We start from the raw sequence: 20,622 nt of genomic DNA on the forward strand, positions 1-20,622 counted from the left end.
GGGGCGAGGGCAGAATAGCGCATCTCACAGGCAAAGAAAAGAAAACTTCCTCCGTCTCCGCATTCCCCTCCGCGAAGGCGGACAACCTTTACAAAGGCTTCTCATGGCGGCAGCATCCGGCAACACGACCCCGCGCGGCAAGGGCCGCCCCCGCAGTTTCGACAAGGACGCGGCCCTTCTCAAGGCGCTGGACATCTTCTGGCGGCGCGGCTACGAGCCCGCCTCCATTTCCGAACTGTGCTCGGCCATGGGCATCAACGCGCCGAGCCTCTATGCCGCCTTCGGCAACAAGGCCGGGCTTTTTCTCGAAGCCGTGGCCTTCTACGAAGAGAAATACTGGCTGCCTCCTTCCCGCAGGTTTCTGGAAGAAAAGAACTTCTACCTTGCCGTGCACGATTTCTTCGCCGAAGCGGCCCGCATTCTGCTTTCCCCCGACACTCCCTGCGGCTGCATGGTGGTGCTCGCGGCCGTGAACATCTCTGAAGAAGAAACGGACATCATTCAGGATCTGCGCAAAAGACGCCAGGAAACCAGGGACATGTTCGCCCGGAAAATACGGCAGGCCGTGGATGAGGGGCAGCTCCCGGCGGATACCTCCCCTGAAAGCCTGGCCTGCGCCTTCAACACCTTTCTGGAAGGGATGTCCCTTCAGGCCCAGAGCGGCATGAGCGTCAAGGAAATGGAAGCCATGGCCTCCTATGCCGTACGCATGCTGCCGAAATGGCGCAAACACCTGAAACAGCTCCCTGATTCCTCCGAGTAACCCACCTTCATCATCCGGTTTTTCCCTTGGGAAATATTTTTGTATCGATTGATAAAAATATATTGACTATTTTTATAGCAATCGATACAGATTTTTCATATCCAAAGGGAGGAATGCTCATGAAACGGAACATCATCATTCTCAACGGCAGTCCGCGCAGAAACGGCAACCCCTCCGCCCTCTGCGACACCTTCACGGAAGGGGCGGCGGGCGCGGGCCACAGCGTCACCCGGTTCAACCTTCAGGGCATGAACATACACGGCTGCCTCGGCTGCATGAAGGGCGGCAAAGATGCGGCGAGCCCCTGCGTACAGAAGGACGACATGGCCCTCATCTACCCCGCCTACCGGGAAGCCGACATCGTGGTTCTGGCCTCGCCCATGTATTACTGGGGCTTCACCTCCCAGCTCAAGGCCGCCTTCGACCGACTTTTCGCCGTGGCGGAACTCGACGACCGGTACCGCAATCCGCACAAGGACTGCGTGCTTCTCATGGCTGCGGAAGGCGATTCGCCGGACAACGGGAAGCCCGTGCTTGACTATTATCACGCCCTTCTTGCCCGGCTCGGCTGGCACGACCTCGGCACGGTTCTGGCAGGAGGTGTATTCCAGACAGGCGACATTCTCAAAAACGGCGGACATCCGGCCCTCAGGCAGGCCCGGGAACTCGGCGCGTCCCTGAGCTGAAGACCTGCCGGAAACCGGCCGGTCTTCCTCCGATGACCCGGGCCGCGACAAAGCCGCGCCTTTCGTGCTGAGCGAAAGGCGCGGCCTTGTCTTCCGCCTAAGGCAACAGGGAATGTTCCCTGCAGGCCGGAAAGCCTCTCCCCCTTGTCCCGTCCGGCCCCGGCCTCCCCTGATGAATTGACCTTCCTTCCCGACAAAGGTATTCTTTTCAGCCGTCAGTCATTCAGGATACGCGGCGAAAACGCCGCTCCAACGCCGCCCGGCGCGCCCTGAACGCGCAGCGGCAAAACGCATGAGGCCCCCATGAGCCAGAACATCCCCGCCCCTGAAGCGGAACGCCCCCAGGGCACCGATTTTCTCCGCGCCCGCATCAACCAGGACAATCTCACCGGACGCTTCGACGGACGCGTGCATACGCGCTTTCCTCCCGAACCCAACGGATACCTGCATATAGGCCACGCCAAGTCCATCTGCATCAATTTCGGCCTGGCGAAGGAATACGGCGGCCTGTGCAACCTGCGCTTCGACGACACCAACCCCGTGAAGGAAGACACCGAATACGTCGATTCCATCCAGCAGGATGTACGCTGGCTGGGCTTCGAGTGGGCGGGCGAGGTGCATTACGCCTCCGACTACTTCGATCAGCTTTATGAATACGCCGAAAAGCTCATCATGATGGGCAAGGCCTATGTGGACGAGCTTTCCGCCGACGAAATACGCGAATACCGCGGCACGCTCACCAGGCCCGGCACGCCGAGCCCCTGGCGTGACCGCCCGGCCGAAGAGAGTCTCGACCTGTTCCGCCGCATGAAGGCCGGGGAATTCGAAGACGGCAAGTATGTGCTCCGCGCCAAGATCGACATGGCATCGCCCAACGTCATCATGCGCGACCCCACCATCTACCGTATCCGGCACGCCTCCCATCACCGCACGGGCGACAAGTGGTGCATCTACCCGATGTACGACTTCACGCACTGCCTTTCCGACTCCATCGAAGGTATCACCCACTCCATCTGCACGCTGGAATTCGACAACAACCGCGAACTGTACGACTGGGTGCTGGACACCCTCGGCGTCTATCATTCCCAGCAGATAGAATTTGCCCGCCTTCAGCTCACCTATACCGTGCTTTCCAAACGCAAGCTCATCCAGCTCGTGAAGGAAGGCTATGTGCGCGGCTGGGACGACCCGCGTATGCCCACCATTTCCGGTCTGCGCCGCCGCGGCTACACGCCCGAAGCCATCCGCGATTTCTGCTCGCGCATCGGCATCGCCCGTTCCGCCGATTCCGTGGTGCATTACAGCCTGCTGGAATTCTGCTGCCGCGAACACCTGAACGCCGTCACGCCCCGCTGCATGGCCGTGCTCGACCCCATAAAGGTCATCATCACCGACTACCCCGAAGATCAGGTGGAGGAATTCGAGCAGCCTCTGCACCCCGAAGACGCCTCCTTCGGCAGTCGCAAGGTGCCCTTCTGCCGCGAAATCTACATCGACCGCGACGACTTCCGCGAAGATCCGCCCAAGAAGTACTTCCGCCTCGCCCCGGGCGCCGAGGTGCGTCTGCGTTACGCCTACTACATCACCTGCACCGAGGTCATCAAAGACGCGGAAGGCAACATCGTGGAACTTCACTGCACGCACGATCCCTCTTCCCGCGGCGGCTCCAGTCCCGACGGCCGCAAGGTCAAGGGCACCCTGCACTGGGTGAGCGCACGCCATGCCGTGCCCACGGAAGTGCGCCTCTATGAACAGATGTTCACCACGGAAAGCGACAGCGACGTTGAGGAGGGCAAGACCTTCCTCGATTACTTCAACCCCGATTCCGAAAAGGTGATCACGGCCATGGCCGAACCCTACCTGGCCACGCTCCCCGCAGGCAGTCATGTGCAGTTCGAACGCGTGGGCTACTTCTGCGCCGATCCCGACGGTACGCCGGAAAAGCCCGTGTTCAACCGCACCGTGACGCTCAAGGACTCCTGGGCGAAGATAGAAAAGAAGCAGTAAACGCCGGGGCGCGCTCCGGCCGCCCCAACCGGAAGAACGGACAGCCCTTAAGGAGGCACGATGTCCATTTTTGAAAAGAACCAGGCTCTGGCCCAGCTGTTCGAGCAGCATAAGGCACGCCTGTGCGAAGAAGAAGGGCTTACGGAGGAGCAGATACGCTCCGCCATAGAAGCGGGCACCATGGTGCTGCTCGGCAACCCCAACCATCAGAACGTAAGGCCCATTCTGGTGGGTCAGCCCGCCCGCGTGAAGGTCAACGCCAATATCGGCACCTCTCCCTTCCACTGCAGCGTGAAGGGCGAGATGCGCAAGCTGAACATCGCGCTGAACGCGGGAGCCGACACCATCATGGATCTTTCCATCGCGGGAGATCTGGACGATATCCGCCGTCAGATGCTGGAAGCCTGCCCCGCCCCGCTCGGCACCGTACCCATGTACGGCGTGGCGCAGATCTACATCGACAGGGGGGAAGACCCCGCCACCATCGATCCCGAAGTCATCTTTGCCGATGTGGAAAAGCAGGCCGAACAGGGCGTGGACTTCATGACGCTGCACTGCGGGCTCACCCGTCAGGGCGCGGAATGGGGCGCGAAGGGCGGCCGTACCATGGGCATCGTTTCCCGCGGCGGCAGCATTCTTTCCCGCTGGATGCTGCGCAACGACAAGGAAAACCCCCTGCTCACCGAATTCGACCGGCTGCTCGAGATAGCCCTGCGCTATAACGTCACCCTCTCTCTCGGCGACGGCCTGCGTCCCGGAGCCAACAGCGACGCCGGCGACGCCGCCCAGTGGATGGAAGTCATCATGCTCGGCCAGCTCGCCAAACGCGGCCTGGAAAAGGGCGTGCAGTGCATGATCGAAGGTCCCGGCCATGTGAGCCTGAACGAAGTGGAAGCCCAGATCGTGAGCATCAAGAGACTGACGAACGGCGCTCCCCTCTATGTGCTCGGACCGCTGGTTACGGATGTCACGCCCGGCTACGACCACATTTCCGGCGCCATCGGCGGCGCGCTTGCCGTGCGCGCGGGCGTGGATTTTCTCTGCTACCTCACCCCTGCCGAGCACCTCACTCTGCCCGACGAAGATGATGTGAAGCAGGGCGTCATGGCCTCCCGCGTAGCGGCGCAGGCCGGTGAAAACGCCCTGGGCACGCCCCGGGCCAGGGCCAGGGAAGCCCGCATGTCCAAGGCCCGCATGGAACTCGACTGGGATGCCATGCGTGAGATCGCCATCGACCCGGAACTTCTGGACAAGCGCCGCGAACCCCACAAGAACGAGGAAGCCTGCGCCATGTGCGGCAACTTCTGCGCCGTGCGCATGATGCGCGAGGGCAACCCCGCGGCCGTCGTTCCTTCCCACTGTCAGCATCACCGCAAGTAAAGAAACGCATCCCAGGCGCGGCCTCCGGGCCGCGCCTTTTCCGAAAAGGCCGCGTCACCCGATGCGGCCTTTGTGCCGGAAGGAAAGACCATGTGCAAGAAAACGGCCGTCATACTGATGCTCATGCTGATGATGCCCCTTTTCAGCGCGGAGACTCATGCCGGAGAAAAAGGCGGAAAAGTGCTGAACGCCCGCCAGACCTTTGCCCTCATCCCCACGGAAATCTTCGACAATACGCGCTTTCCCATGGATGAGGAGGAAAAGGAACTGCTCGCGGCGGAGGGCATCAGTCCGCAGTGGATCATGACGGAAAGCGGAAGGGACGTTCTGCGCCTCGAGTCTGCGGACGGGCTTTCCCGGGTATGCCTTCGCCTGTTCCGTTCGGAAAAGGGAGCAGTGGCGGCCTTCCGCACCGAAGACGATGCCGGAGAATGCATTTCCGAGCTGTGGTACATAAGCAGCGGCGGCCACGCCGCGCCGCTTCCGCTGCCGCCGGAACCGCCGAGCGCCGATTTTTTCCGGCCCGGACGGGATCTTCCGGGCCGCCTTTCGGCAAGCTGCACCTTCTGCGTCTTCGGCATGGGGCTGGAAGCTCTGCCATCCTTCACCTCCGACGGCATTCCCTGCGACCTGAAGACGGACAACGCCGTCTACTACCTCTGGAACGGAAAGAACTTCATAAAAAAAATAAAAAGCGTTGCCGAAGAGGCGCGGGACCGGTAACGCCCGCCCCCGGCAAGACGAAAAAAGGCGGCCTGAGCCGCCTTTTTCCTCTATAGCGGGAAGAGCCCCGCAGCTACTTCACGATTTCCGTACCCACGCCCTGGTCGGTGAGAAGCTCCAGAAGGAGGCAGTTCTCCACGCGGCCGTCCACGATGGTCACCTTGTCCACGCCCTGGCGTATGGCGTTCATGCAGCAGTTGATCTTGGGAATCATGCCGCCGGTAAGGGTGCCGTCGGCAAGCAGACGCCCGGCGTCGGCGGAGTCGATGTGTTCGATGAGGTTGCCCTGCTTGTCCAGAATGCCCGCCACGTCGGTGAGCATGAGCAGGCGACGGGCCTTGAGCGCGCCGGCCACGGCGCCGGCCACGGAGTCGGCGTTGATGTTGTAGGTATTGCCGTCCTCATCCACGCCCACGGGGGCGATGACGGGCACGAAATCGTCGTTGATGAGCGAGCGCAGAAGCTGCACGTTCACCCCCGTGACCTCGCCCACATTGCCGAGGTCGATGATTTCCGGCGGCTGCTGTTCGCCGTGGCTGATGGTCATGGCGAGCTTGCGGGCTTCAAGCAGCATACCGTCCTTGCCGGAAAGCCCCACGGCGCGGGCCCCGGTCTTGTTGATGAGATTCACCACGCTCTTGTTCACCGAACCCACCAGCACCATTTCCACCACATCCATGGTGGCCTTGTCGGTGACGCGGTGCCCCTGACGGAATTCCGACTTGATTTCCAGCTTGCCCAGCATTTCGTTGATCTGCGGGCCGCCGCCGTGCACCACCACGGGGTGTATGCCCACGAGCTTGAGCAGGCTGATGTTGCGGGCGAAGGAGAGCTTGAGGCTTTCCTCGGTCATGGCGTGGCCGCCGTACTTCACTACCACGGTTTTCCCATGATATTCGCGCAGATAGGGCAGGCTCTCGATAAGCACCCGCGACTGCAGGCGGGCCTGTTCCACAGGATCGGCTGACATGGCCATATATGCTCCTTTGCCGGGAAGGCCCGGCCTTCATGGTTACAGCGGCCATAGTTCCCGCAATCCGGGCGAATGTCCAGCCCCTTTCCGGGAAGGCCGAAAGCCAAAAAGAATGGCCGTCTCCCCGCCTGCGGGCGCTTAAACCATTGCGTAAAAAGGCGCAACAGGTTAAGAAGGTGGGGTCAATGACGCGGACACTTTCCGCAAAATCAACTCTGGAGAATTTATGTTCACTTCCATTGCCTACGCCGCCGGCAACGCGGGCGGCGCCGCCGCTCAGAGCGGCCCCATGGGCGCCTTCGCCTCTCTGGTTCCTCTTCTGCTCATGTTCGCCGTGTTCTACTTCCTGCTGATCCGTCCCCAGCAGAAGCGCAACAAGGAACACAAGGCCATGATCGAATCCCTGGGCAAGGGTTCCTACGTCATCACCTCCGGCGGTCTGCTCGGCCGCATCGTGGACCTGGAAGGCGACATCCTCGTGATCGACCTCGGTGAAACCAAGGTCCGTATGCCGCGCGGTTTCGTGAGCGGCACCTATGACCCCAAGGCCATCAACAAGACGGCCGAAGCCGCTCCTGCCGAAAGCAAGTAAGGTTTCGGAACTCCGCATTTTCCGCTTCCACGCCTCCTTCATGCAGGGAGGCGTGGGGCTTTGTATTATGTTCGGCCATAAGGTCTGATTCTATTATTGTTTTTCAAGGATACCCCCATGAAAGCTCTGCGTTTGCGCCTGGCCGTCTCCTTCATCGTGCTTATTGTGGTGCTCGCGTACGCCCTGCCCAATATTCCCTTCATCGGCAATTCCGCCTTGGGCACGTTCATGCAGGACCGCATCAGTCTCGGTCTGGACCTCAAGGGCGGCATGAACCTCACCCTGGGCGTGGATGTGGAAAAGGCCATACAGAATACGCTGACGGTCACCGGTCAGGACATCAGCGACCGCGCCAAGCAGGAAAAGATCACCGTCATGAAGCCCCGTCTCAATTCCGGCGGGCTGCTTGAAGTGACGCTTCCCCGCGCCGACCAGGCCTCCTCCTTCGACGCCATGATCGGCAAATGGTTCCCCAGCCTGCATCAGGTCAGCTCCGACGAGACCGCCTCCGGCCGCGTCTACGTCTTCGAACTTTCCGCCGAAGCCCGCAAGCAGACGGAAGACATGACCATGGAACAGGTGGTGCGCACCATCCGCAACCGTATCGACCAGTTCGGCGTGGCCGAACCCGATATCCGCAAGCAGTCGGACAACCAGGTGCAGGTGCAGCTTCCCGGCATGACCGACGCCGAGCGCGCCATCCAGATCATCGGCCAGACCGCGCATCTGGAATTCCACATCGTGCGCGACGACGTGGATCCCTCCGCCATCATGCTGCCCCCGGGCACGGCGCGCTATCCGCTCATCATCAAGGGCCCGAACGGCACGCAGAGCGAAAGCACCATTCTGCTGGACACGCAGGCCCTCATGGGCGGCGAGGACATCACCAACGCCCGCCCCGCCTTCAACGAATTCGGCCAGGCCTATGTGGCCCTGGAATTCAACAACCGCGGCGCGAACAACTTTGAGCGCATCACCGGCGAAAACATCAAAAAGCGCATGGCCATCGTGCTGGACGGCAAGGTCTATTCCGCCCCCGTCATTCAGGACCGCATCGCCGGCGGCAAGGCCTCCATCACCGGCAACTTCACCACCGAAGAAGCGCAGGACCTCGCCATCGTGCTGCGCGCCGGTTCCCTGCCCACCCCTGTTTCCGTGCTGGAAGAACGTACGGTCGGGCCTTCTCTGGGCAAGGAATCCATCAACAGCGGCATCAAGGCCTCTCTTGTGGGCGCGGCCGCCGTGGTGCTCGTCATGCCCCTGTACTACGGGCTTTCCGGGCTCATCGCCGACCTCATGCTCTGCTTCACCATCACCATTCTTCTCGCCGGCATGACGTTCTTCGGCGCCACGCTCACCCTGCCCGGCATCGCGGGCATCGTGCTCACCATAGGCATGTCGGTGGACGCCAACGTGCTTATCTTCGAACGCATCAGGGAAGAAATCAAAAACGGCATGTCCGCCATGGAAGCCGTCAAAGCGGGCTTCAGCAGAGCCAGTATCTCCATCATCGACTCGAACCTGACGACGCTCATCACGGCCGCCATCCTGTACCAGTTCGGCACGGGTCCCGTGCGCGGCTTCGCCGTCACGCTGTCGCTGGGTATTCTGGCATCCATGTTCACGGCCGTCTTCGTTTCGCGCGCCATCTTCGAATCATGGGTATCCCGCTCCGCCAGTCAGAAAATCAGCATCTAGGGCAAACGTCTGCCGCGGGCGCGCCCGCGCCTCAACGACAAACGCTCCAGAATAAGAGGGCCTCTTCATGGCATTCGCAATTCTTTCCCGTCAGACCAACATCGACTTTGTGGGCTTCCGCCGCATAGCCTTCAGCATTTCCGGCTTCTTCATCATCCTCGGCCTCTTCGCCATCATCTGGAACGGCGGCCTGCGCTACGGCGTGGACTTCGCCGGCGGCGTCATGGTGCAGATAGAGTTCGCCCAGCCCATTCCCGACGAACAGGTGAAAACCGCTCTCAAGGATGTGGATCTGCCCGGGCTCACCGTACAGCAGGTGGATACCGAAAACCGCGACTACCTGCTGCGCTTCTCCATGCCTGCGGCGGAAAATCAGGATCTGCGCGAACAGGTTTCCTCCGCACTCAGCGCCAGCATTCCCGACAACCCCTCCAGCATTCAGCGCCTGGAATCCGTCGGCCCCAAGGTGGGCAACGACCTGCGCAACATGGCCATCGAAGCCCTGTTCTACGCCGTTCTGCTCATCACCGTCTACATCTCCGGCCGCTTCGAATACAGCTGGTTCATGGCCGGCGCCATGGCCCTCGTGCTCTGGGGCGCGGTGTACGGGGCTTCCTATCTCGACTTCAACCGGCTCTGGGGCGTGGCCATAGGCATGGTCATCACCATCATCAGCTGCTGGAAGCTCAAGCTCAACTTCGCCCTCGGCGCCATCCTCGCGCTCATCCACGACATCATCGTCACGCTGGGCCTGCTCACCCTCATGGGCGTGGAAATCGACCTCAACGTCATCGCCGCCCTGCTCACCCTGGTGGGCTACTCCATCAACGACACCATCGTCGTGTACGACCGCATCCGTGAAAACCTGCGCGCCGTGCCTGCCGACGCCCATCCCAAACCCACCATGGGCACCATCATCAACAAGTCCGTGAACCAGACGCTCTCGCGTACCATCATGACCTCCGCCACCACGCTCGTGGCCAGCTTCTCGCTGTACCTGCTCGGCGGCAACGTCATTCACGACTTCGCCCTCACCATCACCCTGGGCATCATTTTCGGTACCTTCTCCTCCATCTTCGTGGCTTCCCCCATCCTCATCGCCTTCGGCGACGTGGATCTCTACCACGCCAAGACCAACCAGAAGAACGACTACGAACGCCCCGGCGAACACGGCATCGTGTAGGTTCCGCAATCACTGCCTGAAAAGCCCCCGCTTCCGGGAAGGAAGCGGGGGCTTTTTTCTGTCTCCGCCCGGAGGAAGAGAACATGCCTCCGGCAGACCGTCGTTCCCTCGCCTTTCTCCGGCCGCTTTCTCCCTCCAGATGCTTTCCCGCAAAAAGCCTTTTCTTATTATGCAGGAAACGACGCCGCCCGAAATCAGCCCCCAAAAAACGCCGGGCGTCACGCCCGCAGCCTGTTCCCTGCCCTCTCCTCCGGCACGGCCGCGCACCGTGTACAGCCCCGCCTTCCGGCATGAAACAGGGATAAAGAAGCGGAACCCCCTTTCGGAAGTTCCGCAACACGCGCCCGGTCAGGAATATGCTAGTTCAGGTATTCCGTCAGGTCGCTTCTCAGAATATGGTCGAGTTCCGCCCTGTCCGAAGCCTTCGTCTCGGTAAACAGGAAGCCGAACACCGGCCCGGTGTGGTAGTCGATGGGACGCAGTTCCAGCACCTTGCCGAAGGAGGCGCAGAGCCTGTCGTAATGGAACACGTCCCCGCTCTTCAGGCTCGCAGGGGGATTGAGCACGATGAAGGAATAGATGTTCTCTTCCCTGCCCTTCAGCAGGCTGTCCCAGTCGGGACGGATATCGTTCAGGAAGTAATCATAGGTGCGGAAGCCGTAGGCGTGCAGGGAAAGATCGGTGAGGCACCAGCCCGCAAAACGCAGGGGATTGGCCTCGATGGGGATGATCCTGCCGTTGTCCACGCGAAGTTCCAGATGGATGGGAAGGTTGCGCGCCCCCATCTCTTCATTCATGCGGTTGAAGAAATCCGTGAAGGGCTGAAGATGTTCCCGGATGATGGATGCGCCGGAGCAGTACAGGCGGTCGCTCACATCGTCGGCGGAGGCGAATTCGTGATGGAAGATGTTCACGATGACGGCCTTGCCCTCGCCGTCGTAATAGAAGTCCACGGCGTATTCCTCTCCGCCGATGTACTGCTCCAGCAGAAAACGGGTATTGGCCACCACGCTTTCATCATACTGCTTCTTCCAGTCGCAGGAATGACGGCGGATGTCCTCCAGAGCGTTCTTCCAGTCCTGTTCGCTGAAGATGGTGTACACCCCCACGCTGAAGAACCCCACGGAAGGCTTCAGAATGAAGGGGGTCTTCAGTTCATGAAAATCAATGTCCGCAAGCTCTTCGGCGGCCACTTCGCGGAACAGAAAATCGGGATAGATCTTCGCAAGCATACGGCGGAAGGCTGCCTTGTCCTTGCAGAGGGCTATGCCCTTCTGCAGCCCCCTGTCCGGCGAATGGCGGAGCACCCACGAAAGGGAGTTCTCGCAGGTGGTGTAGATGCGCTCGCCCTGAGCGAGCAGCGCGTCGGCCTCCTCATCGGAAACCAGATGGAAGGTTCCCTCGGGAGCGGCGGCAAGCGCGGCCTCGTTACGCAGCACGGGAACGCGGCTTTCGCTCAGATATTCCTTCAGCTCCCGGGACACATACTGTTTGTCGAGAATGATCATGCATATCCTCACAACGGAAAATGGCAGCGCACGGCATGCCCTTGGTTGACGAAAACAAGAGGAGGTTCCTCCTCCCTGCACCGCGGTCCGGCATGGGGGCAGCGGGGATGAAAGGCGCAGCCCCGGGGAGGGGAAAGCGGGCTCGGCATCTCGCCGGAAAGAAGCGTGCCCCGCCCCCTGCGCGACGGATCGCGCGAAGGCGCGGCGGCCATGAGCGCTTCGGTATAGGGGTGGGCGGCATGGGCGAAAAGCTCGCTGCAGGCGGCCGTTTCCACCACGCGCCCCAGATACATGACGGCCACGTCATCGCTCATGAAGCCTATCACACCGAGATCGTGGGAAATGAACAGGTAGGCAAGGCCCATGTTTTCCTGCATGTCCTTCAGAAGATTCAGAACCTGCGCCTGTACCGAAGCATCCAGAGCCGAAACGGGCTCATCGCACACCAGCGCCCGCGGCCCGGCCACCACGGCTCTCGCCACGGCGATGCGCTGCCGCTGACCGCCGGAAAATTCATGGGGATACCTGTCGATATGTTCCGGCTGAAGCCCCACGCGGGAAAGGATATCCCCCACGCGTGCGCGACTTTCCGCACGGGAAAGAGGATGCCCCGAAGCCTTCGCCGCAAGCACGAGCGGTTCCGCAACGGCCGCGCCCACCGTCTGGCGGGGGTCCAGCGAAGAAAACGGATCCTGAAACACCATCTGAATGCGGCTTGCCCTTTCGGAAGCCGTCCATTCCCCGAGGGGACGGCCGGAAAGCAGCACCTCGCCGGAAGAAGGAGGCAGAAGCCCCACAGCCATGCGCGCCAGCGTGGACTTGCCGCAGCCGGATTCTCCCACAAGGCCCAGCGTCCGCCCGGGATACAGCGAAAGGCTCACCCTGTCCACGGCCCTGACGCTCGCCGGACGCGGGTCGAAAAAGCCTCTGCGCACGGAAAATTCCCGGCTTACCTGCACAAGTTCCAGCAATGCATCCATAGGTGACCTTCAGTATCGTGAAAAAAGAAAACTTCCGTTTCGGGCAGATATCCTACCTTAGGCTTCCCCGTGCCGCAAGCGGATAAAATCTCTGGACATAGAACCATTCCGGCTTTAAGTAGGGAGGGAAGAAGAAGCTCAACATGCGTCCCGTATATGTCCCGCCCGGCCGAAACGACCTGCCCGCCTCCGCAGGCAGCCCGGGCCGTGTATGCCGAGGCGCTTTTTTCTACTGCCGGTCTCTGACGTTGTCATGGATAGAGAATCCCCAATCCTCAGGGAGTTGCTTCCTATGTTTCACCGCATGATCATTTCCTTCTGTCTGCTGGCCGCCCTCTTTGCGGAACCCCTTCCCGCAGGCGCCTCGGAACCCTTCACCTTTGCCGACGTGCAGGCCAGGGCACAGGATCTTGCGGGCACGGCCTATGTACCTGCCACCCCCGCGCCCGAGTTCCTTACCAAGCTGAACTACGACGAATGGAGCTCCATCCGCTACCTGCCGGAAAAGGCGCTCTGGGCCGAGGAGGGCCTGCCCTTCACCGTGCAGTTCTTCCATCCCGGCCTGTACTACGACATGCCCGTGCGTATGCATGTCGTCAACAGCGACGGCGTGGAGGACATTTCCTTCGACACCTCGCTCTTCCAGTACGGCAGTGAAGAGCTCTCCAAACAGGTGGCGCAAACGAAGAGCATGAACTTTGCGGGCCTGCGCCTGCATTATCCGCTCAACCGCGCCGACTACAAGGACGAGCTCGCCATCTTCCTCGGGGCCTCCTATTTCCGTGCGCTGGCCCAGGGCACCCGTTACGGCATCTATTCCCGCGGCCTTGCGCTCGACACAGCCACGGCTCAGGGTGAGGAATTCCCGTACTTCAGAGAATTCTGGATCGTAAAACCCGAGGCTGATGCGGCAAGCATCACCATCTACGCCCTCATGGACAGCCCGAGCATGGCCGGGGCCTACCGCTTCATCATCACGCCCGGCTCTCCCACCGTGATGGAGGTCAAGTGTGCGCTCTTCACCCGCAAGGACGCCAAGAACTTCCAGAAAATAGGGCTTGCCCCGCTCACCAGCATGTTCTTCTACGGAGAAGAGAAGAACGGCCGGCCCGGCGACTACCGCCCGGAAGTCCACAATTCCGACGGCCTGCTCTATGTGAACGGCGACAAGCACTGGTTCTGGAGCCCCCTCGCCAATCCCAAGCGCCTCAGCGTGAACACCTTCCCGCTGTCCAACCCCAGGGGCTTCGGTCTCATGCAGCGCGACTTCGACTTCAAGAGCTATCAGGACATCGACGCAAAATATGAACAGCGTCCCTCCCTGTGGGTGGAACCGGAAGGCGACTGGGGCCCCGGCACCCTGAACCTTGTGGAAATTCCCACCGACGACGAAATGCACGACAACATCGTGGCATTCTGGACGCCCGACAAGCCGCGCGACAAGAACAAGCCCGATCAGCCCGAAGCGGAACTGCGTTACCCCGACACGCAGATGTATTCCTGGAAGCTGTACTGGATGCCTCCGCAGAGCACGAGTCATGAACTCGGCCAGGTGACTTCCACCCGCATTTCCCGCAGCGGCGACACCATGACCTTCCATGTGGACTTCGCCGGCGGAGAACTGGCCACCCTGCCGGAAGATACGGGTCTTGCCAGCATCGTGGAAACGCCCGAGCCCATTCCGCTTCTGGAAAAGAAGCTCATCCGCAACGATGCAAGCAACGGCTGGAGACTGACGTTCACCGTCCGTCTGCCCAAGGAGGAAGGCGTGATACAGAGCCTCATGGCCGCGCGCAAGGGCCCCGTCAATCTTCGTTTCCGCGCTCTGCTCAAGAAGGGGGAAAACCTCCCCGACCCCATTACCGAAACCTGGATATACGACTGGCAGCTCCAGCCCCAGTAGCCTGACCGCACAAGGCCTCCGGCGCAGCGCCGGGGCCTTTTCTTCCGGGACATGCCAAAAGGCCGGAACAGGCCTTCTTCCGCCATTTCTCCCGGCGGCCCGCAACCTCCAGCCAAAGGTCTTCGTATGAATTCCTATCAGGATATGGATTTCCGCGTTCGTGACCGCATACTGCTCTACGCGCGCGGCCTGAATCTTTCTCCCAGGGAAAGTGTGGAACTTGCCCTGGAAAGCCTGAAACGCTGCTCCTCCGACCACCCCGACTACGAGGAAGCCCTCGTATGCCTGCACGCCATTCTGGCGGAAAAAGGCCGTGAACTCATTCCCGGCGACGACGCCCCCCACCTCATGTCCGCTCCGGGCATGACCCGCAGCTCCATGCTTGCGGAGGAACTGGACCGCACGCCCTGGATAAGCATTTTCAAAAAGACGCTGAGCCGTCTTTTCCGCATCTTCCCTTCCGGCATCAAGGAACGCGCCTCCTGGAAGGACAGTGCGGAACGCCAGCGTCGTCAGATGGAATGGGAACGCGTGGCGGGCCGCCGCCGCAGCCTGCTCATGACGCTGATTCTCGTGCCCGCAGTCATCGGCGCCTATCTCATGTACAGCATACTGCCGCAGCAGGGCGTGGAAGCCGTCAAAATCGTGACCGCCGTGCTCTTCGCCATCCTGTTCGGCTGGATTTCCATAGGATTCTGGATGTGCGTGGCGGGCTGCTGGGTGCTTTCCCGCAAGGTCGACCGCTTCACCCCCACCAGAGGATGCGACGAGGTGGAAATTCCCAAAGAGTCGCGCACGGCCATTCTCTTCCCCGTGTATAACGAAGATCCTCACAGGTACATGGCCGGCATAGCCGCCACCTGGCATTCCCTGGTCCGCACGGGCGAAAGCGACAAATTCGACATCTTCATTCTGAGCGATTCCACCAGCCCCGACGCATGGGTGGCGGAAGAAGAGGCCTGGTACGAGTTCTGCCGCAAAGAACGGTGCTTCGAGCATATCTTCTACCGCCGCAGGCGCAACAACACCAAGCGCAAAAGCGGCAACGTGGCCGACTTCTGCCGCCGCTGGGGCGCGCAGTACAAGTACATGATCGTGTTCGACGCCGACAGCGTCATGCGCGGCAGCACCATGGTACGCATGGTGAAATCCATGGAGCTGCACCCGGAAATGGGCATGATACAGACTCCTCCGCTCGCCGTGAACATGAACAGCCTCGTAGCCCGCGTGCAGCAGTTCGCCAACCACCTCTACGGCCCCGTGTTCGCCACCGGGCTGCATTTCTGGCTGCTCGGCGACGCCCAGTACTGGGGACACAACGCCATCATCCGCGTGGAACCCTTCATCCGTCACTGCCAGCTTCCCACCCTGCCCGGCCGCGGCCCTCTCGCAGGCGACATTCTGAGCCACGACTTCGTGGAATCGGCGCTCATGCGCCGCGCGGGTTACGGCGTATGGCTGGCCTATGATCTCGACGGTTCCTGGGAAGAAACGCCGCCATCCCTCATCGACGAACTCATCCGCGACCGCCGCTGGTGCCAGGGCAACCTCCAGCACAGCCGCCTCATCTTCTCCGGCGGCATCTTCCCCACGCACCGCGCCCTGTTCATCAACGGCATCATGTCCTACGCCTCGGCGCTTTTGTGGTTCTTCTTCCTGGTATTCAGCTCCATTCAGGCCGTGACGGAAGCCTTCATTCCGCCCACCTACTTCCCGAACTCGCCCACGCTCTTCCCCATCTGGCCCACATGGTACCCCAAATGGGCGCTGCTGCTGCTCGGCAGCACCTGCATCATGCTGTTCATGCCCAAGATCTTCGCCATCATCCTCACCCTCCGCAAGGGCGGAGCGAAGAACTTCGGCGGTACGGGAAGCATGTGCATGAGCGTTCTTGCGGAAGTTCTCATTTCCACCCTGCTCGCCCCCGTGCGTATGCTCTTCCACAGCTTCTTCGTGGTCACCACGCTGCTCGGCTGGAAGGTATCGTGGAATACGCAGAACCGCAGCGACATGGGCACGAGCTGGGGCGACGCCATACGATTCCACTGGTGGGGCACGCTCATCGGCATTCTCTGGGGCGGACTCATGTGGCTCATCAATCCCGGCTTTTTCTGGTGGTTCTCGCCCATCGCCGTGGGGCTGGCCCTGTCCATCCCCCTTTCGGTATTCACAAGCCGTGTAAGCTGGGGTCTGGCCGCCCGCCGCATGGGGCTGTTCGTCACCTCCTCGGAGCTCAGGGAAGAGCCGGAACAGGCCGACATGCACACGGAACTCGCCCGACCCGACCGCTACTCCCCCTTCACCATCGCGTCTTCCCGCGGCTTCACGCGCGCTGTGGTCATTCCCCGCGTACATGCGCTGCACATCGCGCTCATCCGTCGCCGCACATGGGAACGCCCCATAGGGGAAACCCGGGAAAAAATGCGCCGCTCCCTGCTGGCCAAGGCTCTGGACAAGGGCCCCTTCGGCCTTTCCAAACAGGAAAAGTCCGCCCTGCTCATGGACCCGCGACTGCTGCACGAACTGCACAAGAAGGTGTGGCAGCTCAATCCCGAAAAGGGACGCGACTGGGGCGTAGCTCAGAACTGACCTCGTCATCAGACAGAAAAGGTCCGGGGAAATGCTTCCCCGGACCTTTTCTTACCTTTTTTCGCCTCTATTCGGGCCGCAGAGAGGCATTTCTTCCTTACGGCACCCCCACTGCCCTTTTCCCGGAAAGGAGCTGCACAAGGCGACAGAAGAGGGAAAAGACATCCGCCTCTCTTTCATGCTTCGTTCTTTTCCGCTTTTTCCCCTCTGGAAGATACGACTTAAAAGGAACGGGCGGAAAGCATGTGCTTTCCGCCCGTGTTTCATCTGTATGGCTCCGCCTTCCGGCGTGCCGTGCCCTTAGTCGAGGGAGGCCGCCTCTTCCACCATTTCGAAGGCTTCGATGACGTCGCCGATCTTGATGTCGTGGAAGTTCTCAAGGCCCACGCCGCATTCCAGGTTGCGGACCACTTCACGGGCGTCATCCTTGAGGCGCTTGAGGGAAGCGATCTTGCCGGTGTACACCACCACGCCGTCGCGCAGCAGGCGCACATTGGCGGTACGGGTGAGCTTGCCGTCCGTAACCATGCAGCCCGCGATAAGGCCGACCTTGGGCACGGAGAAGGTCTGACGCACTTCCGCCTGACCGAGGTACACTTCCTTGGACACGGGAGCCAGAAGGCCCGCCATGGCGCTCTTGATCTCATCCACAAGCTTGTAGATGATGTCGTAGAAGCGGATATCCACCTGCTCCTGTTCGGCCACTTCCTTGACCTTGGCCGTGGGACGCACGTTGAAGCCGATGATGATGGCGTTGGAGGCCGCAGCCAGCATGACGTCGGATTCGGAAATCGCACCCGCACCGCCGTGGATGATGTCGATGCGCACCTTCTCGGTGCTGAGCTTGCGCAGCGATTCGGTAATGGCTTCCAGAGAACCCTGCACGTCGGCCTTGAGCACCACGTTGAGCACCAGGGTTTCCTGAGCGTCCGCGCTCTGCTTGAGGAAGTTCTCCAGAGTCACGCGGGAGACCTTGGCCAGTTCCTTTTCCCTGAGCTTGGTGGCACGGGATTCGGCAATGCGGCGGGCCGTCTTTTCGTCCTCGAGGCACACGAACTCTTCACCGGCCTCCGGCACGCCCTCGAAGCCCTGGATTTCCACGGGCATGGAAGGTCCGGCTTCCTTGATCTTGCGGCCCTGATCGTTGAAGAGGGCGCGCACGCGGCCGGAGAACACGCCGCACACGAAGACGTCGCCCTGATGGAGCGTGCCTTCCTGCACCAGCACGGTGGCCACGGGGCCGCGGCCTCTGTCGAGCTTGGCTTCCACCACATGCCCGCGGGCGGGCTTGTCGGGGTTGGCCTTGAGTTCCATGATTTCGGCCTGAAGGGCGATGAGTTCCAGAAGGTCGTCGAGGCCCTTGCCGGTCTTGGCGGAAACCATGCCCACCACGGTATCGCCGCCCCATTCTTCGGGCTGGAGGCCCAGCTCGGAGAGTTCGCGGAGCACGCGGTCGGGGTTGGCGGTTTCCTTGTCGATCTTGTTCACGGCCACCAGAATGGGCACACCGGCCGCACGGGAGTGGTTGATGGCTTCACGGGTCTGTTCCATGACGCCGTCGTCGGCGGCAACCACGAGCACCACAAGGTCGGTCACCTGAGCGCCGCGGGCACGCATGGCGGTGAAGGCCGCGTGACCGGGCGTATCGAGGAACACGATGTCGCCGCGCTTGGTCTTGACGTGGTAGGCGCCGATATGCTGCGTAATGCCGCCCGCTTCGCCGCTGGTCACGCTGGTTTTGCGGATGGCGTCGAGCAGGGAGGTCTTGCCGTGGTCGACGTGGCCCATGATGGTCACGACCGGAGGACGGGGCTTGAGCATTTCCGGCGTATCGGCGGAAGCGGGGAGCAGATACGCTTCTTCGGAGAAGCCCACCTTTTCCACTTCATAACCGAATTCCGCAGCCACCAGCGTGGCGGTATCGATATCCAGAGCGTTGTTGATGGTGGCCATCACGCCGAGGCCGAAGAGAATCTTGATGATCTCGCTGGACTTCACGCCCATCTGATGGGCCATGTCCGCCACACGGATGGATTCTTCCACGCGGATCTTGCGCTTGGCGGCCTTCATGGGCTGGGTGGACTGGCTGGGAGCCTGATGCTGCTGCTTCTTGGGCTTGTGCGAACGGCGGGTACGCACCATGCCTTCATCATCGTCCATGTCGGGCCCGCCGTGACGGCGGCTGAAATCATCGGAATCCTGAGGGAAGTCCACGGAACGGCGGCTCTTGTTGTTGCGCTTCTTGCGGCTCTGTTCCCCTTCCATGGGAGGCTGCTGGCCGAAGGGCGGCGTAAAGGGCGCGCCGCCGGAAGAACGGCCGCCGGAAGGACGGTTGCCGGAGGAACGGCGGTTGTCGCGATCTCTGCCTTCGCGGTCGCGGTTGTCGGAATCGCGTCCGTCGCGGGCATCGGGACGGGAACCGCGGGAGTCGCGCATATCGCGGCGTCCGCCGTCGCGGCGGCTGTCGCCGTCACGGCCGGAGCGGCCTTCCGAAGGAGAAGCCGGGCGCACTATACGGGCCTGCGTGGGATCGGGACGGGAAATCACGCGCACGCGGGGCGCGCCGTCCGCAACGACGGGCTGCGCCTTCTTGCGGGAATCCTCGCCTTCTCCTTCCTCAGGGGCGTGACGGCGTTCCTGCACCGGAGGCAGCAGGCTGGGCTGGGAAGAACCTTCCGGTTCCGCAGACGCAGCGGGAGCGCGACGGGGGCGATCCCCCCTGGTGGCATCGGCCTTCACTTCGGCGGCGGGCTTTTCCTCTGCGGCGGCAGGCTTCGCTTCCACAGGCGCGGGCTTCGGCGTCACGATACGGGCGGCGGGCACGTCCACCTTGCGGGCGCGGACAGCCTTGTCCTGACGGGGTTCTTCGGCACGAGCCTCGACAACGACGGCAGCGGCCTGCACGGGCTTTTCAGCCGCTTTTTCCACAGGCTTTTCCACCTTCTTTTCCTCAGAAGCAGCGGGAGCAACCACCACGGCGGCAGGAGCGGGCTCCGGCGTCACCACGCGGGCGGGACGCACGATGCGGGCCACGGGAGCGGCCTCACGGGGGCTTCTGGCCTTTTTAGGAGCCTTTTCCGGGGCAGGAGCGGCCTTCGCCTCCACGGGCGCGGCTTCGGGAGCGGACGCGGGCGCGGCCTCGGCGGGCGCAGCCTTCTCTTCCACTACGGGCGCGGCAGGAGCTTCCGCTGCTGCCGGCTTGGAACGACGACGTATAATAACATCCTTGCGGACAACTTCCACAGAGGCCTCCGACTTTTTAACCTTGACTTTTTCGTATTCTTCCGGGGAGAGGGAACCTTTTACCGTCTTTTCTATCCCGGCCTCGCGCAGGCGGGCCACGAGTTCTTCGGGCTTCATGCCCTGCTCGGTTGCGGCATCCTTTATCTTTATCCTATCCATTCTTGCTCCCCTTATGAGATTTACGCCTGAACTTCATGCCTGCGAAGCGTTCCCGGCAATGCGGGTCATCGCATACATACCAGCCTCTGCCGGGCCTTGTCTGAGCTTCATCTGCTTCAAGCCCGTTCCCGGCGGCGACGCCTTCTGGGGCAGGCACATGACGCATGAGCTGCGACTTGGCAAAGCGCCGTCTGCATACGACACACATGCGGACGGGTCCCTGCCTTTCCGCCAT

Annotated in this window: 15 protein-coding genes; 10 read left to right on the forward strand and 5 right to left on the reverse strand. The window is 61.5% G+C overall.

The genetic code is table 11. The features are described from left to right. Positions 1–103: 103 nt before the first annotated feature. The 5 genes from CZ345_RS15630 (at position 104) to CZ345_RS15650 (ending at position 5,559) form a co-directional block, all read left to right on the forward strand. Positions 104–763 (forward strand): TetR/AcrR family transcriptional regulator, encoded by a 660-nt coding sequence (locus tag CZ345_RS15630; protein ID WP_077073980.1) that lies wholly within the window; start codon positions 104–106, stop codon positions 761–763. Between the two features lie 119 nt (positions 764–882). Continuing rightward, the gene (locus tag CZ345_RS15635) at positions 883–1,449 is read left to right on the forward strand and encodes a flavodoxin family protein (protein ID WP_077073981.1); all 567 of its coding nucleotides are present in this window, start codon (positions 883–885) and stop codon (positions 1,447–1,449) included. A 303-nt stretch (positions 1,450–1,752) separates the two neighbouring features. Then, positions 1,753–3,456 (forward strand): glutamine--tRNA ligase/YqeY domain fusion protein, encoded by a 1,704-nt coding sequence (locus CZ345_RS15640; protein ID WP_077073982.1) that lies wholly within the window; start codon positions 1,753–1,755, stop codon positions 3,454–3,456. 60 nt (positions 3,457–3,516) lie between these two features. Next, positions 3,517–4,836, forward strand: a complete 1,320-nt coding sequence (gene thiC, locus CZ345_RS15645) for a phosphomethylpyrimidine synthase ThiC (RefSeq protein WP_077073983.1) — start codon at positions 3,517–3,519, stop codon at positions 4,834–4,836. A gap of 90 nt (positions 4,837–4,926) precedes the next feature. Continuing rightward, positions 4,927–5,559: a hypothetical protein gene (locus CZ345_RS15650; protein WP_077073984.1), complete on the forward strand. Its 633-nt coding sequence runs from the start codon at positions 4,927–4,929 to the stop codon at positions 5,557–5,559. Positions 5,560–5,632: 73 nt separating this feature from the next. On the opposite strand, the gene argB is transcribed toward CZ345_RS15650, so the two are convergent. After that, a complete protein-coding gene (gene argB / locus CZ345_RS15655; protein WP_077074146.1) occupies positions 5,633–6,529 on the reverse strand; it encodes an acetylglutamate kinase in 897 nt (298 codons plus the stop codon). 229 nt (positions 6,530–6,758) lie between these two features. On the opposite strand from argB, the gene yajC reads away from it, so the two are divergent. The 3 genes from yajC to secF all read left to right on the forward strand — a co-directional run bounded on the left by yajC (position 6,759) and on the right by secF (position 10,005). Then, positions 6,759–7,124, forward strand: a complete 366-nt coding sequence (yajC, locus tag CZ345_RS15660) for a preprotein translocase subunit YajC (protein ID WP_077073985.1) — start codon at positions 6,759–6,761, stop codon at positions 7,122–7,124. Positions 7,125–7,241: 117 nt separating this feature from the next. Further along, positions 7,242–8,822 (forward strand): protein translocase subunit SecD, encoded by a 1,581-nt coding sequence (gene secD, locus CZ345_RS15665; RefSeq protein ID WP_077073986.1) that lies wholly within the window; start codon positions 7,242–7,244, stop codon positions 8,820–8,822. A 67-nt stretch (positions 8,823–8,889) separates the two neighbouring features. Beyond that, positions 8,890–10,005 (forward strand): protein translocase subunit SecF, encoded by a 1,116-nt coding sequence (gene secF / locus CZ345_RS15670; RefSeq protein ID WP_077073987.1) that lies wholly within the window; start codon positions 8,890–8,892, stop codon positions 10,003–10,005. A gap of 359 nt (positions 10,006–10,364) precedes the next feature. Here the strand turns inward: secF and CZ345_RS15680 are convergent, their stop codons facing one another. After that, the gene (locus tag CZ345_RS15680) at positions 10,365–11,513 is read right to left on the reverse strand and encodes an ATP-grasp domain-containing protein (protein WP_077073989.1); all 1,149 of its coding nucleotides are present in this window, start codon (positions 11,511–11,513) and stop codon (positions 10,365–10,367) included. Positions 11,514–11,521: 8 nt separating this feature from the next. Beyond that, positions 11,522–12,493, reverse strand: a complete 972-nt coding sequence (locus tag CZ345_RS15685; RefSeq protein WP_077073990.1) for an ABC transporter ATP-binding protein — start codon at positions 12,491–12,493, stop codon at positions 11,522–11,524. Between the two features lie 292 nt (positions 12,494–12,785). On the opposite strand from CZ345_RS15685, the gene CZ345_RS15690 reads away from it, so the two are divergent. Beyond that, positions 12,786–14,396 (forward strand): OpgD/OpgG family glucan biosynthesis protein, encoded by a 1,611-nt coding sequence (locus CZ345_RS15690; protein ID WP_077073991.1) that lies wholly within the window; start codon positions 12,786–12,788, stop codon positions 14,394–14,396. 126 nt (positions 14,397–14,522) lie between these two features. Beyond that, positions 14,523–16,985: a glucans biosynthesis glucosyltransferase MdoH gene (mdoH, locus tag CZ345_RS15695; RefSeq protein WP_077073992.1), complete on the forward strand. Its 2,463-nt coding sequence runs from the start codon at positions 14,523–14,525 to the stop codon at positions 16,983–16,985. A 300-nt stretch (positions 16,986–17,285) separates the two neighbouring features. Here the strand turns inward: mdoH and infB are convergent, their stop codons facing one another. Together infB and CZ345_RS15705 are read right to left on the reverse strand one after the other, a co-directional pair. After that, positions 17,286–20,387, reverse strand: coding sequence for a translation initiation factor IF-2 (gene infB / locus CZ345_RS15700; RefSeq protein WP_077073993.1), 3,102 nt, complete (start codon positions 20,385–20,387; stop codon positions 17,286–17,288). Beyond that, positions 20,380–20,622, reverse strand: coding sequence for a YlxR family protein (locus CZ345_RS15705; RefSeq protein ID WP_077073994.1), 243 nt, complete (start codon positions 20,620–20,622; stop codon positions 20,380–20,382). Before CZ345_RS15705 ends, infB begins: the two co-directional genes overlap by 8 nt.

The organism is Mailhella massiliensis (assembly GCF_900155525.1).
In the GTDB taxonomy this organism is placed as follows: Bacteria; Desulfobacterota; Desulfovibrionia; order Desulfovibrionales; family Desulfovibrionaceae; genus Mailhella; species Mailhella massiliensis.